Here is an 18,086-nt window from a genome sequence, read left to right on the forward strand (position 1 = left end):
ATGCGGATAGTTGTTATTGCTATTTTAATTCTTGAATATAATTGAACCCGGCTTTTCCCCTTTAAAAGCTTTTTCTAGTAATGCTTTAATACCTTTTTTGTCTACAGGAGCTGGATTAAAGTAAGGATTCTTAACAGCCAATTCTGCTGCTGTCTCAATATCTTCTTCCTTAAGTCCCAAAGCTTCTAGACTAGTTTCTGCCTTAATTATAGTATTGAGTTCTGCTATTCTTTGTGCTACCTGTTCTTTTTCTACGCCCAATGCCTCGGCGAGTAAAATCATAGCGTCTTTGGTATAGGGAGCATTGTAAGCTGTTGCATACGGCAAAATAATAGTGTGTGTTGCGGCATGTGGTAGGTTAAATGTTCCGCCTAAAGTGTGGCAAAGCTTATGATGCAATGCCATACTAGACATCCCCAGTACTGTACCAGAAAGATAACAACCATAGAGTACTTGAGTACGGGCAGCAATATCTTTTTCGTTCTCAAAAATTTTTGGTAATCCTTTGGCCAATGCAGTAATACTTTCCTTAGCTAGGAGTAGTGTAATTGGATTTGCATTTTCTGCGTAAAGCGCCTCCACAGCATGCGCCATAGCATTCATACCACTGGTTCCTGCAAAATGTAGTGGTAAAGTCATCGTAAGCTCTGGATCATAGATCACATGTTTTGGCTTTACTATTGGATCTCTCCCTGTTTTTTTTACTCCATTTTGTGTAATGCCCCATATTTGTGTCATTTCAGAACCAGCATAGGTAGTTGGAATCGCTACAATAGGCAAATGCGTTTGAAGTGCAATGCCTTTAGCCAATCCAATAGTAGAACCACCTCCTACAGCTACGAGTACATCTGCTTGTTTTGATTCGGCAAAAATAATTGCCGAATCAATAACATCTTGCGGAACGTGCATCACTGCAGTATCCAATATTCCTACCGAAAATTCTTCTAAATACCCTTTAATCTCAGTAGCCAATTCAACTTGATGACTGGTGCACAGAACCAATGCCCGTTTGTAATGTGGGGCAACAATATCTTTGATACTCTTGCGTTTTCCCGCACCAAATTGGATATTATATGGCAGACTTTGATAGGTAAAATCTAATGGAATCATACAAATTAGATTAAGCTTTTTCGGTTGCTTTGATGGTTTTACTCGTAATAGCTTCCATAGCTTCAAAAAGCACTTCTGTTGGATTCTTAACCATGCTGTGTTTGCGCAATGCTATATGACCGTCTGGCCGTACCAATAGGCAACCTTCTTCTTCTATTTCTCTAATCATGATCCAATCTCCAAAGATATCTTCAAAATCTTGACCAGGTCCTATGCTATAGGTTGCAACGGGTATTGATGTTGCTTCTGTAAGTGCTTGAGCAGCTTTGATCCAAGCGTCACCGCCAATACCTGTGATGATAGTAAAAGATCCTTTCCCAATTAAATCAAGAGTAGAAATTACATTTTCTGTATTACCAATTTCTCTAAGCCAAACATGTGGTATTTTTGCACCAGGCCAGGTTGTTGCTTCATAATAAAGCTCCGCATCTCTGGTAAATTCAGGTTCTTTCTGCCCTTCTGCAACAATAGCATTGGAATGATAGCGCTGATTCATCTCAATACCATGGGCATTATAAATGTAGTTGGTGTACCTAATGGCATCGTTTAATGCTTTGCGTTTTTGTTTTCCTTTTTCAGTGTTGTCTTTTCTGCCTTCAATACGATCGCGCATGTCTTGTGGTCCTTTTGCTCCCATGAGATCAAGGGCACCGAACATTCTTCCGAAATCGGCAATACTCTGATTGGCACGCTTTACTGTTTGCTTGGCAACAGGCAATCTTTCTTGCTCAAAAGATTCTAATAAAGTGGGAGCAGCTTGTCCTTTTAAAACCATGGCCAGCTTCCAGGCTAGATTGTACGAATCTTGCATAGATACATTAGACCCTAAGCCATTGGTAGGTGGATGACGGTGAATAGCGTCTCCTACACAGAAAACCCTTTTGTTTTGTGCTTGTGTAGCATACATATCATTCACGGTCCAGTAAGAATGAGCTTCCACTTTTATATCTAATGTATCATCACCAATAAGCTTGCGAAGAATATCGATAATTTCATCATCGGTGTAGTTGGGTTTTCCTTGCGTAATATCGTAGCCCCAAACGACCAGCCATTTGTTCCAACGTTCGATTAAGCGAATAACCCCCATACCAACGCCTCCGATGTCTGAACCTGGTTGTAGAATCCAATACAATACACTAGGTCTGTATTTAACATATTTTGTAAGATCAGCTTCAAAAAGAATGTTCATAGAACCCGAAACACCCATTTTTCCTTCCATTTTTAGTTCTGCTTGCTCAGCAACGGTAGAGTTTCCACCATCAGCACCTATAAGGTATTTGCATTTTACGGTATAGGTTTCGTCTTTTAAGCGATCTTTTAATGTAGCAATTACATAATCTTCATGCTGTTCCATACTTAAAAACTCGGTATTGAAACGCACTTTTCCACCGCGACGCATTGCTTCGTTCATCAACAAGGGCTCCATCAGCGGTTGCTGCAAATCACAATATTTTGTAGGGCTAGACAACTCATATTCTGCCTTTCTGATGGGATGATTTCCCCAAGCATGTATTCGTCCAAATTCTTCTCCGGCAAGGCTTGTACAATAAACATTATTTGCCATAAACTCTTGTGGAATGGAAACTTGCTTTGATTTTTCTTCTAAACCAAAATCGCGTAAAATTTCCATGGTGCGCTGATTTGTAATATGTGCACGTGGTAATTTTGCCGTCCACGGGTATTTATTAATGGTCATTGTGTTAATCCCATATGTTGCAAGGGCTAATGAAGCAGTAGCTCCTGCGGGTCCTGTTCCTACAATTAATACGTCTGTTTCTATCATTACCTTAAGTTTTTAGTATTTATTTTGAATCTCTTATAAATTAATCTGATATTTTCTCTGATACGAGTGCTTTCATTTCAAAACCATCATCTGTTTCTTTTAATGTGCACAATCCAGGAAATGGAATATGTGCCCCTAAAACTATAGCGTTTGTTGCTATGGCCATTCTTGCCATCTCAGGAATAGCTATTTTTACTAAACCTTTGTATGTGTCAAAAACACATGAGTAATATGGTTTTTTAAGTTGAAAGGGTAGTCTAAAAGTATCTACAGTATGAAGTAGCGTTTCTCCGTTTTCTGTAATTTTTAAAGCATGGTGGTCACTACGATGTCCTGCGGATGCAATAAATTGGAAATGCTCTAAAAATGTTTCTCCATCTGCAATAAGCGTTAAGCGTGGTTCTAAATTAGGAAGTATATTATTTGCAAACTCTAGACGTTGTGCTTCCATCGCCATCACCTTATTTTGCGGCATTTTTCCATGAAATAAGCGCACAAGTTCATCTACCATCATATGTGCATTCTCTGTCCATAATGTATGCATCTTTTTGGGCAGGTATATTGTTGCTTTGGTAAATGCAGTTAATTCACCCACATGATCCATATCTCCATGCGTTAAAATTAAGGTGTCAATGGCATCAGGACTTAAGCCGATGCTTTGCAAACCATCTAGTAGATGACCTCCTTTAATGCCGGTATCTACCAAAATATTTGAACTAGCAGTTTGCAATACTAATATATTTCCACAGCGTCTAATATCGTTTGAGGCCTTATATTTTTCCAAAACATTTGGTAATTCCTCTTCTGGAATATTAGCAAAGAGTTCTTTTGCTGTCCAAGGCTGATCAAAGTCCTGAATAATAGTACAGGTATACGATTGAAGTTTAAAATTATATGTTGCTACACTGTTGCTCATTACTTTCTTTTTTACTATTTTTTATTCAATACAATTTTTACATCAATTGCCTGAAATTCGCCTTCATCTTTCACTTTGTGAATAACATCTGGGCGTACACCATCTACTACATCTTCATTAAGGAAGTTATGATCATCAAAATATGCTTGCGAAATATGGGTGTGAAAACCTTCTTTTTCGCATATGAAGTGAATGTGTGCTGGCCTCCATTCTTGTTTCTCCATAGCTCTAAGAATCTTTCCTGTTGGGCCGTCCATTGGTATTGGATATTCCTTTGGTTTTGTAGTTTTTACTTCAAAACTTCCATTAGCATCCGTTCTTACTTTTCCTCTAAAGTATTCCATAGGAAAGTCACTAAAATGACCACTATAATTTCCTTCTGGATTTGCATGCCAGATATCAACTAGCACCCCTTCTAAAGGATTTCCATCACTATCTTCAAAACGTGCACGAATTTTAAAAGGTTCTCCTTCGCCAGGTACTGTTTTAATTTGATCCGTAATTTCTGGAGCTCCTTCTAAAAAGTAAGGACCTTTAAGAATAGGACGTGAACCATCCAAATGTGTTCCAACTTGATCTAAAACGGTTTGTTCAAAAAACATATCGCAACATAAATTAACTTCATAAGGTTTAGCACCATTGAAACCATTGAGCAGCCCCACAGCAGCTCGATACTCTTCATAGGTAACATCTTTGTCTTTAATGATTCCCCTTATAGCATCTACAATAGCTGACACTAGTTCATCTGCACGATTCTTTACTTTTTTTGTTTCCATATTTCTGAAATTTTTGTGTTAATAAATTCTTTAAGATTATTTACTCTCTATTGATGTACTATAGTATTGAAGTTTGTCTTCATCGATTTGTATTCCTAAGCCAGGGCCGTCAGGAAGCAAGATGTTACCATTGCTATAGTTAATGGTTTCCGTTACAATTTCATCCGCTAGCAACTGAGATCCTACCCATTCTCCTCCATCAGAGAGTTGGGCAGTAGCCGTGGCAAAATGAATGTTGGCCGCAGCGCCTATTGAAGATTCTAGAAAACTCCCACCATAAAAAGATAAATTGCTGTTCTTTCCTTTTTTAATAATGTCTTGGCATTTATGTATCCCTCCTGATTTCAGAAGTTTTAGCGATATTGTAAAAGGACTATTATAGTGTAGTATGTGATCGATATCTCGGATAGAACAGGCACTCTCATCCAAAATAATTGGTGCTTCTATTGTTTTTGCTAAATTGTGTAATCCTTCAATATGATCTCTATGTAGAGGTTGTTCAATAGCAGCAATACCATTATCTACAAGCTGAGGTAAAAATTTTACAGCAGTTTTATAATCCCAAGAACCATTGATATCAACTTGTAAACGAACCTCTTTTGGGAGTGAAGTTGCTATTTTCCGAACACGCTCAACATCAGTTTTTGGATCTAGAAAACCCATTTTAATTTTAAAGCGCGAACAAAAACCTTCATCTAGTTTTTGAATTGCTTCTGCTATTTCATCGGCAACATTTTTACTACTTAAAGCCCAAGTAATGGGGATATGATTATTTTGTGAATTTCCTAATAGTTTATAAACAGGGCAATTTTGAAGTTTTCCATTTAAATCTAATAAAGCCATTTCAATTGCTGCTTTGGAGGGCGTATTTCCGTAGGCAACAGTATCCATTAAAGCAAGCAACTCTTTAATGTTATTGCAGGCTTTGCCAAGTAATACGGGCTTTAAATGATGATCAATGAGGTGCTTAGCACCTAATATAGTATCTCCTGTCCACCAGGGTCCTCCTGGTGTTACCAGTTCTCCAATACCCTCAACATTGGTTTCTGATTGGATGCGTACCAAAAGAAAGGTGCGATCTGTCATAGTTAACCCAGAATGCTCATGCGGACGAAGCGCGGGTAATCTAAATATTTCAGTTGTTATTTTTGTGATTTTCGCTATCATTTTCTTATATATAAGAAATAATACAATATTTGGTAACTAAAATTATCATATTCTCAATTTTAAGAATATTCTCAAATATTTTAATTAAAATTCTAATATGCAAGAAAAAGCATAAATAATTTCTTTTTTATAGGAAATATAAAGGATTTATTTATATATTTCGCATATATAAGAAAATTCATGACTGAAAAAACGGCTCATCTTGAGAAATATAGCTTGCAAGAATCTCCCAATGCCTTATATTGGATTAATGAACTAGGTGAAATTTGTTTTGCTAATAAAACGGCGATATTACAGCTTGGCTTTAAAAAAGAAATCATAGAAACAAAGACTATTTTTGATATCGATCCTAATATGTTGAAATCTTTATGGAAACAGCATTGGAAATACATAGAAGAAAAACATGAATCTACTTTTGATTCGGCACACCGAAAAGCAGATGGCAGTATTTTACCTGTACAAGTACATGTAAAGTATGTTATTATTGACGATATTCCGTATAATTTTGCTACAGTAAGTGATATTACCCATCGTGTAACTAAGGAAAAAAAGTTGCGAGATGCATTAGATGAAATTACGGTAATGCGTGTTCGTGCAGAAGCTGAAAATGCCTATCTAAAATCAAAATCGGATCAGCAATCTATTTTTCGGAAAAATGGTATTAGCGAAGCCTATTATTCTAAAACGCTTTTAGATATGGAGATGGTTGCGCCTTTAGAGGAGCCTGTGCTGATACAAGGTGAAATGGGTACTGGTAGAATATCTATTGCCAATTATATACATTTGTTTAGTGAGCGAAAAGAACAATCGTTTATTCATTTGGATTGCCTTTCTACTTCTGCTGATGTTATAGAGCATATGCTTTTTGATCCTCCTAGAGATAAAACCTATACCCAAGACCCACAATTGGCCGGACTTTTACAAATGGCCAATACAGGAACCATACTTATTCATAGAATAGATAAAATGGCATGGCATACTCAAGAAAAGTTGCTTTCGTTTTTAGAAAAAAGTGAAACAGACAAAAGCCATAAGCATGTTCGTATTATTACCAGTACTAATGTAGACCTACAGGAGCTTACCATGTCTGGTGCATTTCATAAAGACCTTTATGAAAAAATAAGTGTATTTAAAATTTACAGTATCGCCCTGCGAGATAGAAAAGAGGACATTCCTACATTGGCTCATTTCTTTCTTAAGCAGTTTAATGAAAAATATGGGAAGCAATTTTCTGGAATATCGGAAGAAGCTTTAAAATCTTTATCAGAGTATCATTTTATTGGGAATATATTAGAACTCCAAAGTATTATGGAGCGTGCTGTAATGATAGGTCAAGAGCCAATATTAGAGAAAGGTTCTTGGTTGCCTCAATATGATGACGCTATAAATGGACAGATTTTAACATGGGAAAATGCGCAGAGACAAAGTATTCTTAAAGCTTTAAGGTATACCAATGGTCGTATTAGTGGTCCAAATGGTGCCGCCCGTTTACTAGATATGAAAGATAAAACGCTCTTTAGTACCATCAAACGTTTGGAAATAGATACGGATAATTTATAATAATATGATAAGACTTATTTTTAAGTTACGCTGAGAACTATTTTATGTTGAGGTTTAGTTTAAAATTATACATTAAAATGATAATCATGCAATAGATTTTTTCACTAAAGACTTCATAAATATCAATTAGAAAATAGCATGATTCTAATTAACCTTGAATAGATCTTGCACACCATTTTCTAAATTATACAGTTCTTCTATTTCTTCCGAAGTAAGTGCCTTATTAAAAATAGATAAATCATCCATAAGACCAATATAGCCCAAGCCTAAATAAATATTAGACTTTTCTAATTCCCACGTAAAAGGATTTGTAATGGCAGCTCGGGTTCCTTTTAATTCACCATCCATATACAAAGATGCTTGTCCGTTTTTAGTGTTTAAGTTTTTGTAATTGATTAAAATATGCGTCCATTTTCCTTTTGCAAAAGGAGGGTTTTTAACAACAGGCTTTAATTGTTTAATAAAAATAGGGTTTTCATTATCTGGCCCTTCTGGATTTGGATTCCAAACGGCTCTATCTCCAATAACGCCTAATCTAAAATCTCTGGGGTTTTCTTTGGTAAAATCTACCCATATGGCAGCGTCATTATAACTTACATCGGTAATTTGTATAGGATCACAATAACCAGGATCTAGATCTGTTGCAGGATCTAAGCTTAACCAAAAAGAAACTGCCCCAGACCAATCGGTACTGCTATAGGCGATATTTTTAGCACTTTTATAAAAAATACTTCCCCTGCTATCTTCTGTATATTGTAAGGCGTTACCATAGCGCCCTTTTTCTTTAGCAATACGCATTCCTTTTTTATGTAAACCAACTTTTGTAGAGTCTGGACTCTTACGAGAAGTAACGGTATATAAATTGATATCTCCCAAAGCAAAATCTGCATTTACACCATCATCAAAAGAAGCGTATAAGGTAAGTGCTTCTTTTAACTGAGAAGGGGTAGTTTTAGCTTCTTCAGCTATTTTTTTAGGTTCTTTTTCTTTACAGGAAAAAGTGAATATGATTAGTGCTATGGACAGGAAATAATATTTCATAATAAATACTCTTAGATAGAATTGATTCGATAAAGATATGCATATTATTACTTTTTAATTAGAAATAACAATCACTTTATTATAAGCAGTAACACGTTTTATTTTTTAAATTTATTGGAGAGTTGAAGATTATTTTAAGGATTAATGCCTAAACTTTTGAATATCTTATAAATATACATATATTTGGTAAACCAAACTGGTTAACCAATTATTGTATGAATAATGTGAAATGAAGATTTCAATTGCTTAATATTGATTACACTTCAAAAAATAAACTAAATACCCTTACCTAATTAAAATATCGAATGATGAAAAATAGTTTAGCCCTAATTTGTTCAATTCTATTATTGTTTTCTTGTAGTGAAAATGGAAGTAATAAAGGGGTATTGGTAAAAGATAATTCAGAATTAAACAATGCAATAGCACAAGCAAAACCAGGTGATAAAATTGTGATGGCCAATGGAAATTGGAATGATGTGCAAATACGCTTTATAGGATATGGTAAAAAAGATCAGCCTATTATACTGGAAGCTGAAACTCTTGGTGAGGTAATTATTACAGGAAAATCTGATTTAAAATTGGGTGGAGAATATCTGGTTGTTAACGGTTTGTATTTCACTGCTGGTGCATCACCCTCTAATGCCGTAATAGAATTTGCAATTAATAAGGATACTGTTGCTAATAATTCTAAAGTAAAAAACTGTGTGATTACAGATTTTAATAAACCGCAAAGAAATCTCACAGATCTTTGGGTTCAGTTAAAAGGGCGTTATAATGAATTAGATCAATGTTATATCGCTGGAAAAGCAAATAGAGGACCAACGGTCCGAGTTGATTTAGAAGGAAACAAAAACATAAAAAATCATCATAAAATTACAAATAACTATTTTGGACCAAGACCTCCTAAAGGTGGACCTAGCGCTGAGACTATACAAATAGGGAATAGTTACACCTCTATTTCACCCAGTTATACGGTAGTGGAAAATAATTTCTTTGACCATTGTAATGGAGAAGTTGAGATTATTTCAAGTAAAACAAATTTTAATGAATTCAGAAATAATGTTTTTTATAAAAGTGAAGGCTCACTAGTAACAAGACATGGAAACTATTGCACTATTGATGGTAATTATTTTATTGGAGATGACAATTCTAAACAAATAGGTGGTATTCGTTTAATAGGTACGGGGCATTGGGTAACTAACAACTATTTTTATAACTTAAAAGGGCAAGTTTTTAGAAGTCCTCTTGCTGTAATGAACGGTATTCCAAAATCGCCTCTTAATCGATACATTCAAGTAACAGATGTTGTTGTTGCTCATAATTCTTGGATTAATTGTACCTCGCCTTTACAATTTGGTGTGGGGTCTAATATAGACGAGGCTGATGTATTACCTGCATCTGAAATTCGTTCAGAAAGACCTAAGCGAACTATTGTAGCCAATAATTTAATCTATAATGAAAAAGGAGATGCACTACCAATAGTAGCCCATGATTCTTTAGACGGAATACAATTTAAAAGTAATGTGATCCATAATCAAAACGTTTCTTTTAAACAGATGAACGGACTAGCGCTAAAAGAATTTTCACTTGCTACTCTAGAGGATCATCTTTTTGCTCCCGAAGGTGATTTTTCTTCTGATAAATTATATAATGGTTTTGAGTTTGATCTCATCACAAAAGATGTGTTTGGTAGTTCAAGAGCAAAAAACAATACTGTAGGAGCAATAACGAGTATACCAGCAAATACTCCAAATTTGATGGATGTTTCTAAATATGGTCCAAATTGGTATGATATTAAAGCAGGAACAGAGAATAGCCCTAAAACGCATGCTGTAGCTACTTCTAATGAATTGATTGCTGCTGTTGCCGAAGCCAATAGCGGCGATACCATACATTTAACTGCTGATCAATATGTATTAGAAAATTCGTTAAAAATCACTAAAAAACTAACAATCTCATCTGCAGACGCCAATAAAACAGCAACGATACAATATACAGGAACTGCGGAAACTCCTACCTTTGAAATGAACCCCAAAGGAGAACTTCTACTAGAGCGTATTTCTCTCAAAGGAAATAAAACGCAATATGCTTTTGCAAGTTTAAAAAGCAATATGTCTAGTCATTATAATGTAGCGGTTGTAAATAGTGAAATTGCTGATTTTGATTATGTACTTAAAGGCTATAAATTTTCTTTTGCACAGTATATTAAATTCAAATCAACACAAATTAAAAACTGCAAAAATGGAATTGAATTAGCAGCAGAAAACGATGATAAAGGAGATTATAATGCTGAAAATGTATTTATTGAAAACTGTCAGTTTCAAAATATTTCTAAAAATACCATTAACTATTACAGAGGTGGTTATGATGAATCTACTGTGGGAGGAAATTTATTGGTAAGCAATAGTACTTTTAGTAATTGTAGTGCCAAGGAGGAAAACGGTATTTTAATAAATACCTATGGTATTATTAATGTTGATCTTACCAATAATACTTTTATGAATAACAAAGTGAAAATGGTAGCGCGTTTGTGGGGGGCTAAAAATAATTTTCATTCTAATAATAAACTACAAAATTCAGGAGAGTTAGTAGTACAAGAGAATTTGCCACTTAAATTATTTTATTAAGAATCAGAAAAATGAAAACAATAACTGCAGCAGTATTATTTGGGTTGCTATTGCTATTGGTAAGTTGTAAAGAGCAAAAAACCAAGCCTCAAAATGAAGTAGCTGAAAGTGTTATTTATCCTAGTGATGTTATCCCATTTATGGAGCAATGGAAAATATTATGCGGAGATGGTACGAGTTCCCAAGATTTAGTTGGTTTTGAAAAAAAAGACTTCTTTTATGTTGAAAATGATGGTAAAACCAATTGGGTAGTATATAAAACGCCCAATGCTGGTATAACATCAAAAACCTCGAGTAATACCCGAACCGAATTAGGTGAAAAAAGACATTGGATTCCCGAAGAAGGAGGTAGACTTACAGGAACACTAAAAGTACAGCATGTATCAACCACTGGAGACGCAAGCGCTAGGTCTTCATATTGTGTTGTTGTTGGGCAAATTCATAGTGATGAAGGTCATGAAAATGAGCCCTTAAAAATCTACTATAAAAAATTTCCAGGTCATACAAAAGGTTCTGTATTTTGGAATTACGAAATCAATACAAAAGGTGATAATGTTGGACGGTTTGATTATTCCACTGCTGTTTGGGGTTATAATTTTGCGGATGTTGGTTCAAGCCCAACCGAATATCCCAAAGAACCAGAAGATGGTATAGCATTAGATGAAGAATTTAGTTACGAAGTAAACGTTTACAAGGGTATTATGTATTTAACGTTTACTAGTAAAAATCATAAAACAGTTCGTTTTACAAAGAGTTTAATTCAATCAGAATTTGCAATAAAAGAAGACATCCCAGAACAAGTTTTAAAAGTGTATGCAAATAGTAAAAAAGGTGGTGGCGTTGAACGTGAAATTGCTTACGCTGGAGAACTAAATTATTTTAAACAAGGTGCCTATAATCAGGCGAACCCTAAGAGTACAAAATCTGAAGTTTATGGTGGTGACATCGCCAAACAATATGCCAATGGAAGCTATGCAGAGGTTTGGTTTAAAGAGGCGACCGTAGGCGATGGAGTAATGCCTAATAAAGAGTAAATACGATGTCAGAATCTAGCGCTAACAAATCATTACTTAAAAAAATTATTGCGCTAATCTTAGGCTTTGGCCCTGGAATTTTTGCTATTGGTTATACGATTGGTACGGGTAGTGTAACCTCAATGATTGTAGCGGGTAGTAAATTCAATATGCAGTTACTATGGGTGCTTTTATTGAGTTGTTTGTTTTCTGGTGTTTTAATGTTTGCGTATGGTAATTACGCATTAATTACTGGTGAAACGGCACTTTACGGATTTAAAAAGCATTTAAAATATGGCAAACTATTAGCGATATTAATAATTATAGGAATTACATTTGGTCAATGGAATTCACTAATGGGTATTTTAGGAATTTCAGCTAATATTATTTTTGAAATATTAGTAATTAATTTTGATGGATTAAGTGCGTATAAATATGAAACTGTTTTAGGAATAGCTATTATAATTATCATCACATTCTACCTGTTAATGCTCGTTGGTAAGTATACGTTTTTCGAAAAGATTCTTATTGTATTTGTAACCCTGATGGGTTTTTCATTTTTACTTTCATTATTTTTTGTGCAACCACTTTCTATAGATATCGTTAAAGGTTTAATCCCTACGATTCCTAACGTCACTGGCGGTAAGATGTTAGTTGCAGCTTTTGTTGGGACTACCATGGCTGCAGCAACTTTTTTATCTCGTCCGCTATTTGTAAAAGGAAAAGGATGGACGACTAAAAACTTAAACCAACAAAAAAAAGATTCCATCACAGCTGCCATTTTAATATTCATAATTAGTGGTACTATAATGGCTGTAGCTGCTGGCGCATTGTTTTACCAAGGAAAAGAAGTTACTCATGTCTTGGATATGGCAAATACCTTAGAACCAGTTGCTGGAAAATGGGCAGTTACTATTTTCTTTTTTGGAGCATTAAGCGCTGGGTTGTCATCTATTTTTCCTTGTTTATTGATAGCGCCATTATTGGTTGCTGATTATCAATCAGGAACAATTGATACAAATTCGCGTCAGTTTAGAATTATAACAGCGGTAGCCTGTTTAGTGGCCTTAATTGGGCCAGCTTTTGGAGCAAACCCTATAGAGATTCAAATTCTATCACAAGTATTTAATGTATTTGTGTTGCCAGCCGTAATACTCGGAATTATACTGATGTTAAGCAATAAAAAAGTGATGAAAGCATATAAGACCAATCTTGGTGTTTATATTGGAATGTATGCTGCCTTGTTCTTTTCCTTAGTGATTTCGTATAACGGAATTATCGCCTTGTTCAATTATTTTTAGAAGCTAAAAATGAATAGAAAAACGATTATATTAGGATTATTATGTATTGGTATTGGCACTGTGCTAACGCTAAATAGCTGTTTTAATACTACTAAAAAGTCTGATAAAAAAGAAGTACAAAAAACTGTTTATGCAAGTGATATTATTCCTTTTTTTAATGATTGGAATTTAATTTTAGGAGATGGTTCCAATGCAGGACATGCAAATAACTTTGAGCATAAAGATTTTTTTTATACCGAAAATGAAGATAAAACAAATTGGGTTGTTTTTAAAGCACCTAATGCAGGCGATACCCATGGGACTTCAAATAATTGTAGAACCGAATTAGCGCAAGTAAAAAAATGGTACCCAGCTACAGCAGATGATAAATTATCAGCTACACTTAAAGTAATGAATGTATCAGCTACTGGAGATGCTCGTGTAGCTGCTTCATACTCTGTAGTTATTGGTCAAATACACAGTGCTGACGGTCATGAAAACGAACCATTAAAAATATTTTACAAGAAATTTCCTGGTCATACAAAAGGTTCTGTTTTTTGGCATTATGAAATTAATACGGCCGGTGACGACAACTCTGGAAGATGGGATTATTCTACAGCGGTTTGGGGTTATGATTTTTCTGTTGTTGGTAAAAAAGAAAATACATATCCTGAAGAACCTAAAGATGGTATTGCAATAGGGGAAGATTTTAGTTATGAAATTGAAGTTAAGAATGGGATTATGAACTTAAGATTTACTAGTGCAGGACATGAAACCAAATCATTTTCAAAAAACTTAATTGAATCAGAATATACAAAGAGTGAAGATATACCTAAACAAACGCAAGAATTGTTTGTGCCAATTGGTCAAGATGGAATAGAACGAGTGAATGCCTATGCAGGAGAAGGTTGTTTTTTTAAGCTAGGCTCATATAATCAAACCAATGGAAAGTCTCCTGAAGTAAATAAGAATTGGTGTTCCGGTGCTGAAACTCATGGTGGAGATATTCAAAAACAATATAAAGACAGAAATTATGCTGAAGTTTGGTTTAAAAAGGCAAATATACAGGTAAGTGCCGCTTCAGTGTCTAACAAAGACTATTTTACCAAAAATGATTAAGACAATTAATTGAATAACAAGATGCAAAATAATAAATTAACTGGTAAAAGGGTATTAATAACTGCTGGTGCTCAGGGTATTGGAGCTTCAATCACTAGGCATTTTATCGATAGCGGCGCACATACTGCTATTCATTATTTTTCTAGTGCTGATACGGCGAAACAATTAATTGAATATGCCAAAAATAAAGGGCAAAAAGCTGTGGCAATACCTGGAGACCTAACAAATGAAGATGATGCAAATGAACTTATTCAAAAAACCATAGCGGAATTTGGCGGATTAGATATACTAATTAATAATGCAGGTTCACTTGTTGCGCGTAAAAGTTTAAACGAAATAGAAACTGATTTCTGGAACAAAGTGATGGATATTAATCTTACCTCTATGCTATTTGTAACAAGAGCCGCATCTCCTTATCTGGTAAAAAATAAAAATAGCAGTATTGTTAATTTGGCCTCTCTTGCAGGGCGTAAAGGCGGTCATTCAGGTTCATTAGCGTATGCTACCAGTAAAGGTGCTATTTTAACCTTTACACGTGCTTTATCTTCAGAATTGGGACCTCAAGGAGTTAGAGTAAACGCAGTTGCTCCTGGCCTTATTCTGGGCACTTTATTCCATGATACACATACAACAAAGGAATCTGCTGATGCAACAACAGCTGGTATTCCAATTGGAAGGGCGGGTAACGCAGCAGATGTGGCTAGAGCGGTGCTATATTTGGCGTCAGAATATGATGGCTTTATAACCGGTGCTACACTAGATATAAATGGTGGTGTTTATAATATGTAGAGAATGGATAGCAGTTTCAAAAAATATCTATATATTTGGTAAACCAATTTGGTAAACCAATTTTATACTTTTTAAAATGAAATATTTAAGTTCGTTTTTTTTCAGTATTTTTCTTTCATCAATTCTTTTGATTTCTTGTGCTAAGAAATCTTCTACTAAAAGAAATGAAACGACTAATGCGCAGCACCCAAGCTTAATTTTAACTAAAAAGGGTGTTGAAGAAATTCGCGCTAATTTAGGGAATATACCCATTTTTGATAGCACTTTAGCGGAAGTAAAAGAGGAAGTAGACAGTGAAATAAAAAAAGGTTTTGATGTTCCAATTCCTAAAGATTATTCTGGAGGGTATACGCATTCAGTACATAAAAAGAATTATAGCTTAATGCAAAAAGCAGGTGTGCTTTATCAAATTTTAGATAATGAAGCATATGCTAAATATGTAAAGGATATGTTGTTTACATATGCAAAGTTATATCCAACTTTGCCCATACACCCTAAACCACGTTCCTATGCAAGAGGTAAATTATTTTGGCAGTGCTTAAATGATTCTAATTGGTTGGTCTATACAAGCCAGGCCTATGATTGTATTTATGATTACTTAACCGAAGAAGAGCGTAAAACCTTAGAAACAGATTTGTTTAGACCCTTTGCAGACCATATTTCAAAAGATAATCCACAATTTTTTAACCGCGTACACAATCATAGTACTTGGGGTAATGTAGGGGTTGGTATGATTGCTTTGGTAATGCAGGATGATAGCTTATTGCAAAGAGCATTATATGGATTAAAAGATATTGACATTGATAAAAGTTTAAAAGATAATGATGGCGGATTTATTAATGAAGATGGGAAAAAAGGTTTTTTTGCGAATCTAGATGAACCTTTTTCACCAGATGGTTATTATACGGAAGGACCCTACTATCAGCGTTATGCGATGTATCCTTTTTTAATATTTGCGCAAGCCCTACAAAATGCAAAACCAGAATTAAAGGTATTAGAATATAAAGATAAGGTGCTTTTAAATGGGGTAAATGCATTGTTGAATTTGTCAGATGCTGACGGGGATTTCTTTTTATTGAACGATGCTCAAAAAGGAATGTCATACTATAATAATTCTTTAATTTCTGCGGTAAATATTGGATATCATTTTGGGGGCAATAACCCTGAACTATTAAGCATTGCTCAAAAACAAGGAAAAGTAACACTAGATGACTCTGGTTTAGCTGTTGCCCTAGGGATAAAAGAAGGGAAAGCAAAACCTTTTGTTAAAAAATCTATTGAATTATCTGATGGTGCTAAAGGTGATGAAGGTGGTGTTGGAATTTTAAGAAGTGATGGGCTTGAGCTCGTATTTAAATATACAGCACATGGTTTAAGTCATGGACATTATGACAAACTATCTTTTGCTTTATTTGAAAACGGAGAAGAAGTGATCCAAGATTATGGAATGTCTCGCTATGTAAACATTGAACAAAAAGGAGGAGGCAATTACTTAAAAGAAAATAAGACTTGGGCAAAACAAACTATCGCTCATAATACTTTAGTACAAAACCAAACTTCTCACTTTCAAGGAAAATATGGTATAGGGAGTAAGCACCATTCAGAATCATATATTTTTAATGTAGAAAACCCTAGTTTTCAGGTAGCTAGTGCAAAAGAGAATAATGCATATCCTGGCACTCAGATCCATAGAACTATGGTACTCCTTAAAGATGATGATCTTTCAAAACCATACCTATTAGATATCCTTAAAGTACATGCAACAGAAGCTAATCAGTATGATTTACCTTTTTATTATTTAGGGCAAATTATAGCAACCAGTTTTGAATATTCAAAGCTTAAATCGCTTATGGTATTGGGAGAGAAAAATGGATACCAACATTTATACAAAGAAGCTTCAGCAGTATCAAATGGAGACCTTATAAAATTCAGCTGGTTATTACATAATACTTTTTATACCTATTCGGCAGTTACCGCTAGTGGTGATGAGTTAATTTTGGGTAGCATTGGAGCCAATGATCCAGAGTATAACCTCCGTAATGAACCATCACTAATCATTAGAAAAAATAATACTAAAAATACTGTTTTTGCATCTATAATTGAATCACATGGAACCTATAGTCCAGTTTCTGAATTAGCTACAAACGCCTACAGTACTATTAAGAACATAAAAGTAGTTTATGATGCTATAGACTACACAGCGATACAATTTGAGAATAATAAGGGAGCCATAAAACTGTTCATTATTTCAAATCAAGATGCAACTGAAGATAAAGAACATACATTAAAGGTTAATGAAAACACAATAACTTGGAAAGGACCTTATATACAAAAAGAAATAACTAATAAAGAATAACATATTATGGAAAAAACATTTGGAGCAAGTAAAGAATTTATTTTAGACCAAGATTTAGAATGGGAAGTTGTAGGAGAAGGGGTAAAGCGAAAAATTATGGGCTATGATGATAACATTATGCTAGTAAAAGTACACTTTGATGAAGGTGGTATTGGGTATAAACATGAGCATTATCATTCTCAAGTTACTTATATCGAAAGTGGAGAATTTGAATTTTCTATTGGTGAACAAACAAAAATGGTAAAAGAAGGTGATACTGTTTACATCCCACCACACGTATTGCACGGAGCAGTGTGTAAAAAAAGCGGAGTGCTTATTGATGTTTTTAGCCCTATACGCGAAGATTTTATGGAGCCTAAATCTTAAAAAACCTTTAACTGTTTACTTGTTTCAAATAAAGGCTAAACAAAAGTGGTAAGATCCTAAAATTTTAACATATAATTGGAGAAATCATTTTTTTTTAACTCTTATATAACATATATTTGGTAATCCAATCTGGTAAACCAATTTGGTAAACCAAAAACTAAACGTTAACAAAGAACCTTAATT

General features: G+C 34.6%; 14 protein-coding genes. 8 read left to right on the forward strand and 6 right to left on the reverse strand.

Annotated features, from left to right (window positions below):
• Nucleotides 1-24: 24 nt before the first annotated feature.
• From ACZ451_RS07390 to ACZ451_RS07410, 5 genes are read right to left on the reverse strand one after another with little or no spacing between them, the layout of a single operon-like run.
• Nucleotides 25-1,110, reverse strand: a complete 1,086-nt coding sequence (locus ACZ451_RS07390; RefSeq protein ID WP_464216474.1) for a maleylacetate reductase — start codon at nt 1,108-1,110, stop codon at nt 25-27.
• A gap of 10 nt (nt 1,111-1,120) precedes the next feature.
• Nucleotides 1,121-2,893 (reverse strand): FAD-dependent oxidoreductase, encoded by a 1,773-nt coding sequence (locus ACZ451_RS07395; RefSeq protein WP_464216475.1) that lies wholly within the window; start codon nt 2,891-2,893, stop codon nt 1,121-1,123.
• Nucleotides 2,894-2,933: 40 nt separating this feature from the next.
• Entirely contained in the window at nt 2,934-3,809 is an 876-nt protein-coding gene (locus ACZ451_RS07400; protein WP_464216476.1) for an MBL fold metallo-hydrolase, read from the reverse strand.
• 14 nt (nt 3,810-3,823) lie between these two features.
• Nucleotides 3,824-4,585, reverse strand: a complete 762-nt coding sequence (locus tag ACZ451_RS07405) for a dioxygenase family protein (RefSeq protein WP_464216477.1) — start codon at nt 4,583-4,585, stop codon at nt 3,824-3,826.
• Nucleotides 4,586-4,621: 36 nt separating this feature from the next.
• Nucleotides 4,622-5,752, reverse strand: coding sequence for an enolase C-terminal domain-like protein (locus tag ACZ451_RS07410; protein ID WP_464216478.1), 1,131 nt, complete (start codon nt 5,750-5,752; stop codon nt 4,622-4,624).
• A 180-nt stretch (nt 5,753-5,932) separates the two neighbouring features.
• On the opposite strand from ACZ451_RS07410, the gene ACZ451_RS07415 reads away from it, so the two are divergent.
• Nucleotides 5,933-7,312, forward strand: a complete 1,380-nt coding sequence (locus ACZ451_RS07415; protein ID WP_464216479.1) for a sigma 54-interacting transcriptional regulator — start codon at nt 5,933-5,935, stop codon at nt 7,310-7,312.
• Between the two features lie 144 nt (nt 7,313-7,456).
• On the opposite strand, the gene ACZ451_RS07420 is transcribed toward ACZ451_RS07415, so the two are convergent.
• Nucleotides 7,457-8,353 (reverse strand): LamG-like jellyroll fold domain-containing protein, encoded by an 897-nt coding sequence (locus ACZ451_RS07420; RefSeq protein WP_464216480.1) that lies wholly within the window; start codon nt 8,351-8,353, stop codon nt 7,457-7,459.
• A 308-nt stretch (nt 8,354-8,661) separates the two neighbouring features.
• On the opposite strand from ACZ451_RS07420, the gene ACZ451_RS07425 reads away from it, so the two are divergent.
• The 7 genes from ACZ451_RS07425 (at nt 8,662) to ACZ451_RS07455 (ending at nt 17,903) form a co-directional block, all read left to right on the forward strand.
• Entirely contained in the window at nt 8,662-10,980 is a 2,319-nt protein-coding gene (locus tag ACZ451_RS07425; protein WP_464216481.1) for a chondroitinase-B domain-containing protein, read from the forward strand.
• Between the two features lie 11 nt (nt 10,981-10,991).
• A complete protein-coding gene (locus ACZ451_RS07430) occupies nt 10,992-12,014 on the forward strand; it encodes a polysaccharide lyase family 7 protein (protein WP_464216482.1) in 1,023 nt (340 codons plus the stop codon).
• Nucleotides 12,015-12,019: 5 nt separating this feature from the next.
• Nucleotides 12,020-13,294 (forward strand): Nramp family divalent metal transporter, encoded by a 1,275-nt coding sequence (locus tag ACZ451_RS07435; protein ID WP_464216483.1) that lies wholly within the window; start codon nt 12,020-12,022, stop codon nt 13,292-13,294.
• Nucleotides 13,295-13,303: 9 nt separating this feature from the next.
• Nucleotides 13,304-14,392: a polysaccharide lyase family 7 protein gene (locus ACZ451_RS07440; RefSeq protein ID WP_464216484.1), complete on the forward strand. Its 1,089-nt coding sequence runs from the start codon at nt 13,304-13,306 to the stop codon at nt 14,390-14,392.
• 21 nt (nt 14,393-14,413) lie between these two features.
• Nucleotides 14,414-15,181, forward strand: coding sequence for an SDR family NAD(P)-dependent oxidoreductase (locus tag ACZ451_RS07445; protein WP_464216485.1), 768 nt, complete (start codon nt 14,414-14,416; stop codon nt 15,179-15,181).
• A 76-nt stretch (nt 15,182-15,257) separates the two neighbouring features.
• On the forward strand, nt 15,258-17,537 hold the full coding sequence (locus ACZ451_RS07450; protein ID WP_464216486.1) for an alginate lyase family protein: 2,280 nt from the start codon (nt 15,258-15,260) through the stop codon (nt 17,535-17,537).
• Nucleotides 17,538-17,543: 6 nt separating this feature from the next.
• A complete protein-coding gene (locus ACZ451_RS07455; RefSeq protein ID WP_464216487.1) occupies nt 17,544-17,903 on the forward strand; it encodes a cupin domain-containing protein in 360 nt (119 codons plus the stop codon).
• Nucleotides 17,904-18,086 lie beyond the last annotated feature (183 nt).

The organism is Allocellulophaga tsushimaensis (genome assembly GCF_055383085.1).

Excerpts from the sequence above, each read along its gene's own strand:
- ACZ451_RS07455 (WP_464216487.1), top strand. The coding sequence starts at position 17,544 with ATGGAAAAAACATTTGGAGCAAGTAAAGAATTTATTTTAGACCAAGAT.
- ACZ451_RS07390 (WP_464216474.1), bottom strand. The coding sequence starts at position 1,110 with ATGATTCCATTAGATTTTACCTATCAAAGTCTGCCATATAATATCCAA.
- ACZ451_RS07445 (WP_464216485.1), top strand. The coding sequence starts at position 14,414 with ATGCAAAATAATAAATTAACTGGTAAAAGGGTATTAATAACTGCTGGT.
- ACZ451_RS07420 (WP_464216480.1), bottom strand. The coding sequence starts at position 8,353 with ATGAAATATTATTTCCTGTCCATAGCACTAATCATATTCACTTTTTCC.
- ACZ451_RS07400 (WP_464216476.1), bottom strand. The coding sequence starts at position 3,809 with ATGAGCAACAGTGTAGCAACATATAATTTTAAACTTCAATCGTATACC.
- ACZ451_RS07430 (WP_464216482.1), top strand. The coding sequence starts at position 10,992 with ATGAAAACAATAACTGCAGCAGTATTATTTGGGTTGCTATTGCTATTG.
- ACZ451_RS07440 (WP_464216484.1), top strand. The coding sequence starts at position 13,304 with ATGAATAGAAAAACGATTATATTAGGATTATTATGTATTGGTATTGGC.
- ACZ451_RS07415 (WP_464216479.1), top strand. The coding sequence starts at position 5,933 with ATGACTGAAAAAACGGCTCATCTTGAGAAATATAGCTTGCAAGAATCT.
- ACZ451_RS07410 (WP_464216478.1), bottom strand. The coding sequence starts at position 5,752 with ATGATAGCGAAAATCACAAAAATAACAACTGAAATATTTAGATTACCC.
- ACZ451_RS07450 (WP_464216486.1), top strand. The coding sequence starts at position 15,258 with ATGAAATATTTAAGTTCGTTTTTTTTCAGTATTTTTCTTTCATCAATT.
- ACZ451_RS07405 (WP_464216477.1), bottom strand. The coding sequence starts at position 4,585 with ATGGAAACAAAAAAAGTAAAGAATCGTGCAGATGAACTAGTGTCAGCT.
- ACZ451_RS07425 (WP_464216481.1), top strand. The coding sequence starts at position 8,662 with ATGAAAAATAGTTTAGCCCTAATTTGTTCAATTCTATTATTGTTTTCT.
- ACZ451_RS07395 (WP_464216475.1), bottom strand. The coding sequence starts at position 2,893 with ATGATAGAAACAGACGTATTAATTGTAGGAACAGGACCCGCAGGAGCT.
- ACZ451_RS07435 (WP_464216483.1), top strand. The coding sequence starts at position 12,020 with ATGTCAGAATCTAGCGCTAACAAATCATTACTTAAAAAAATTATTGCG.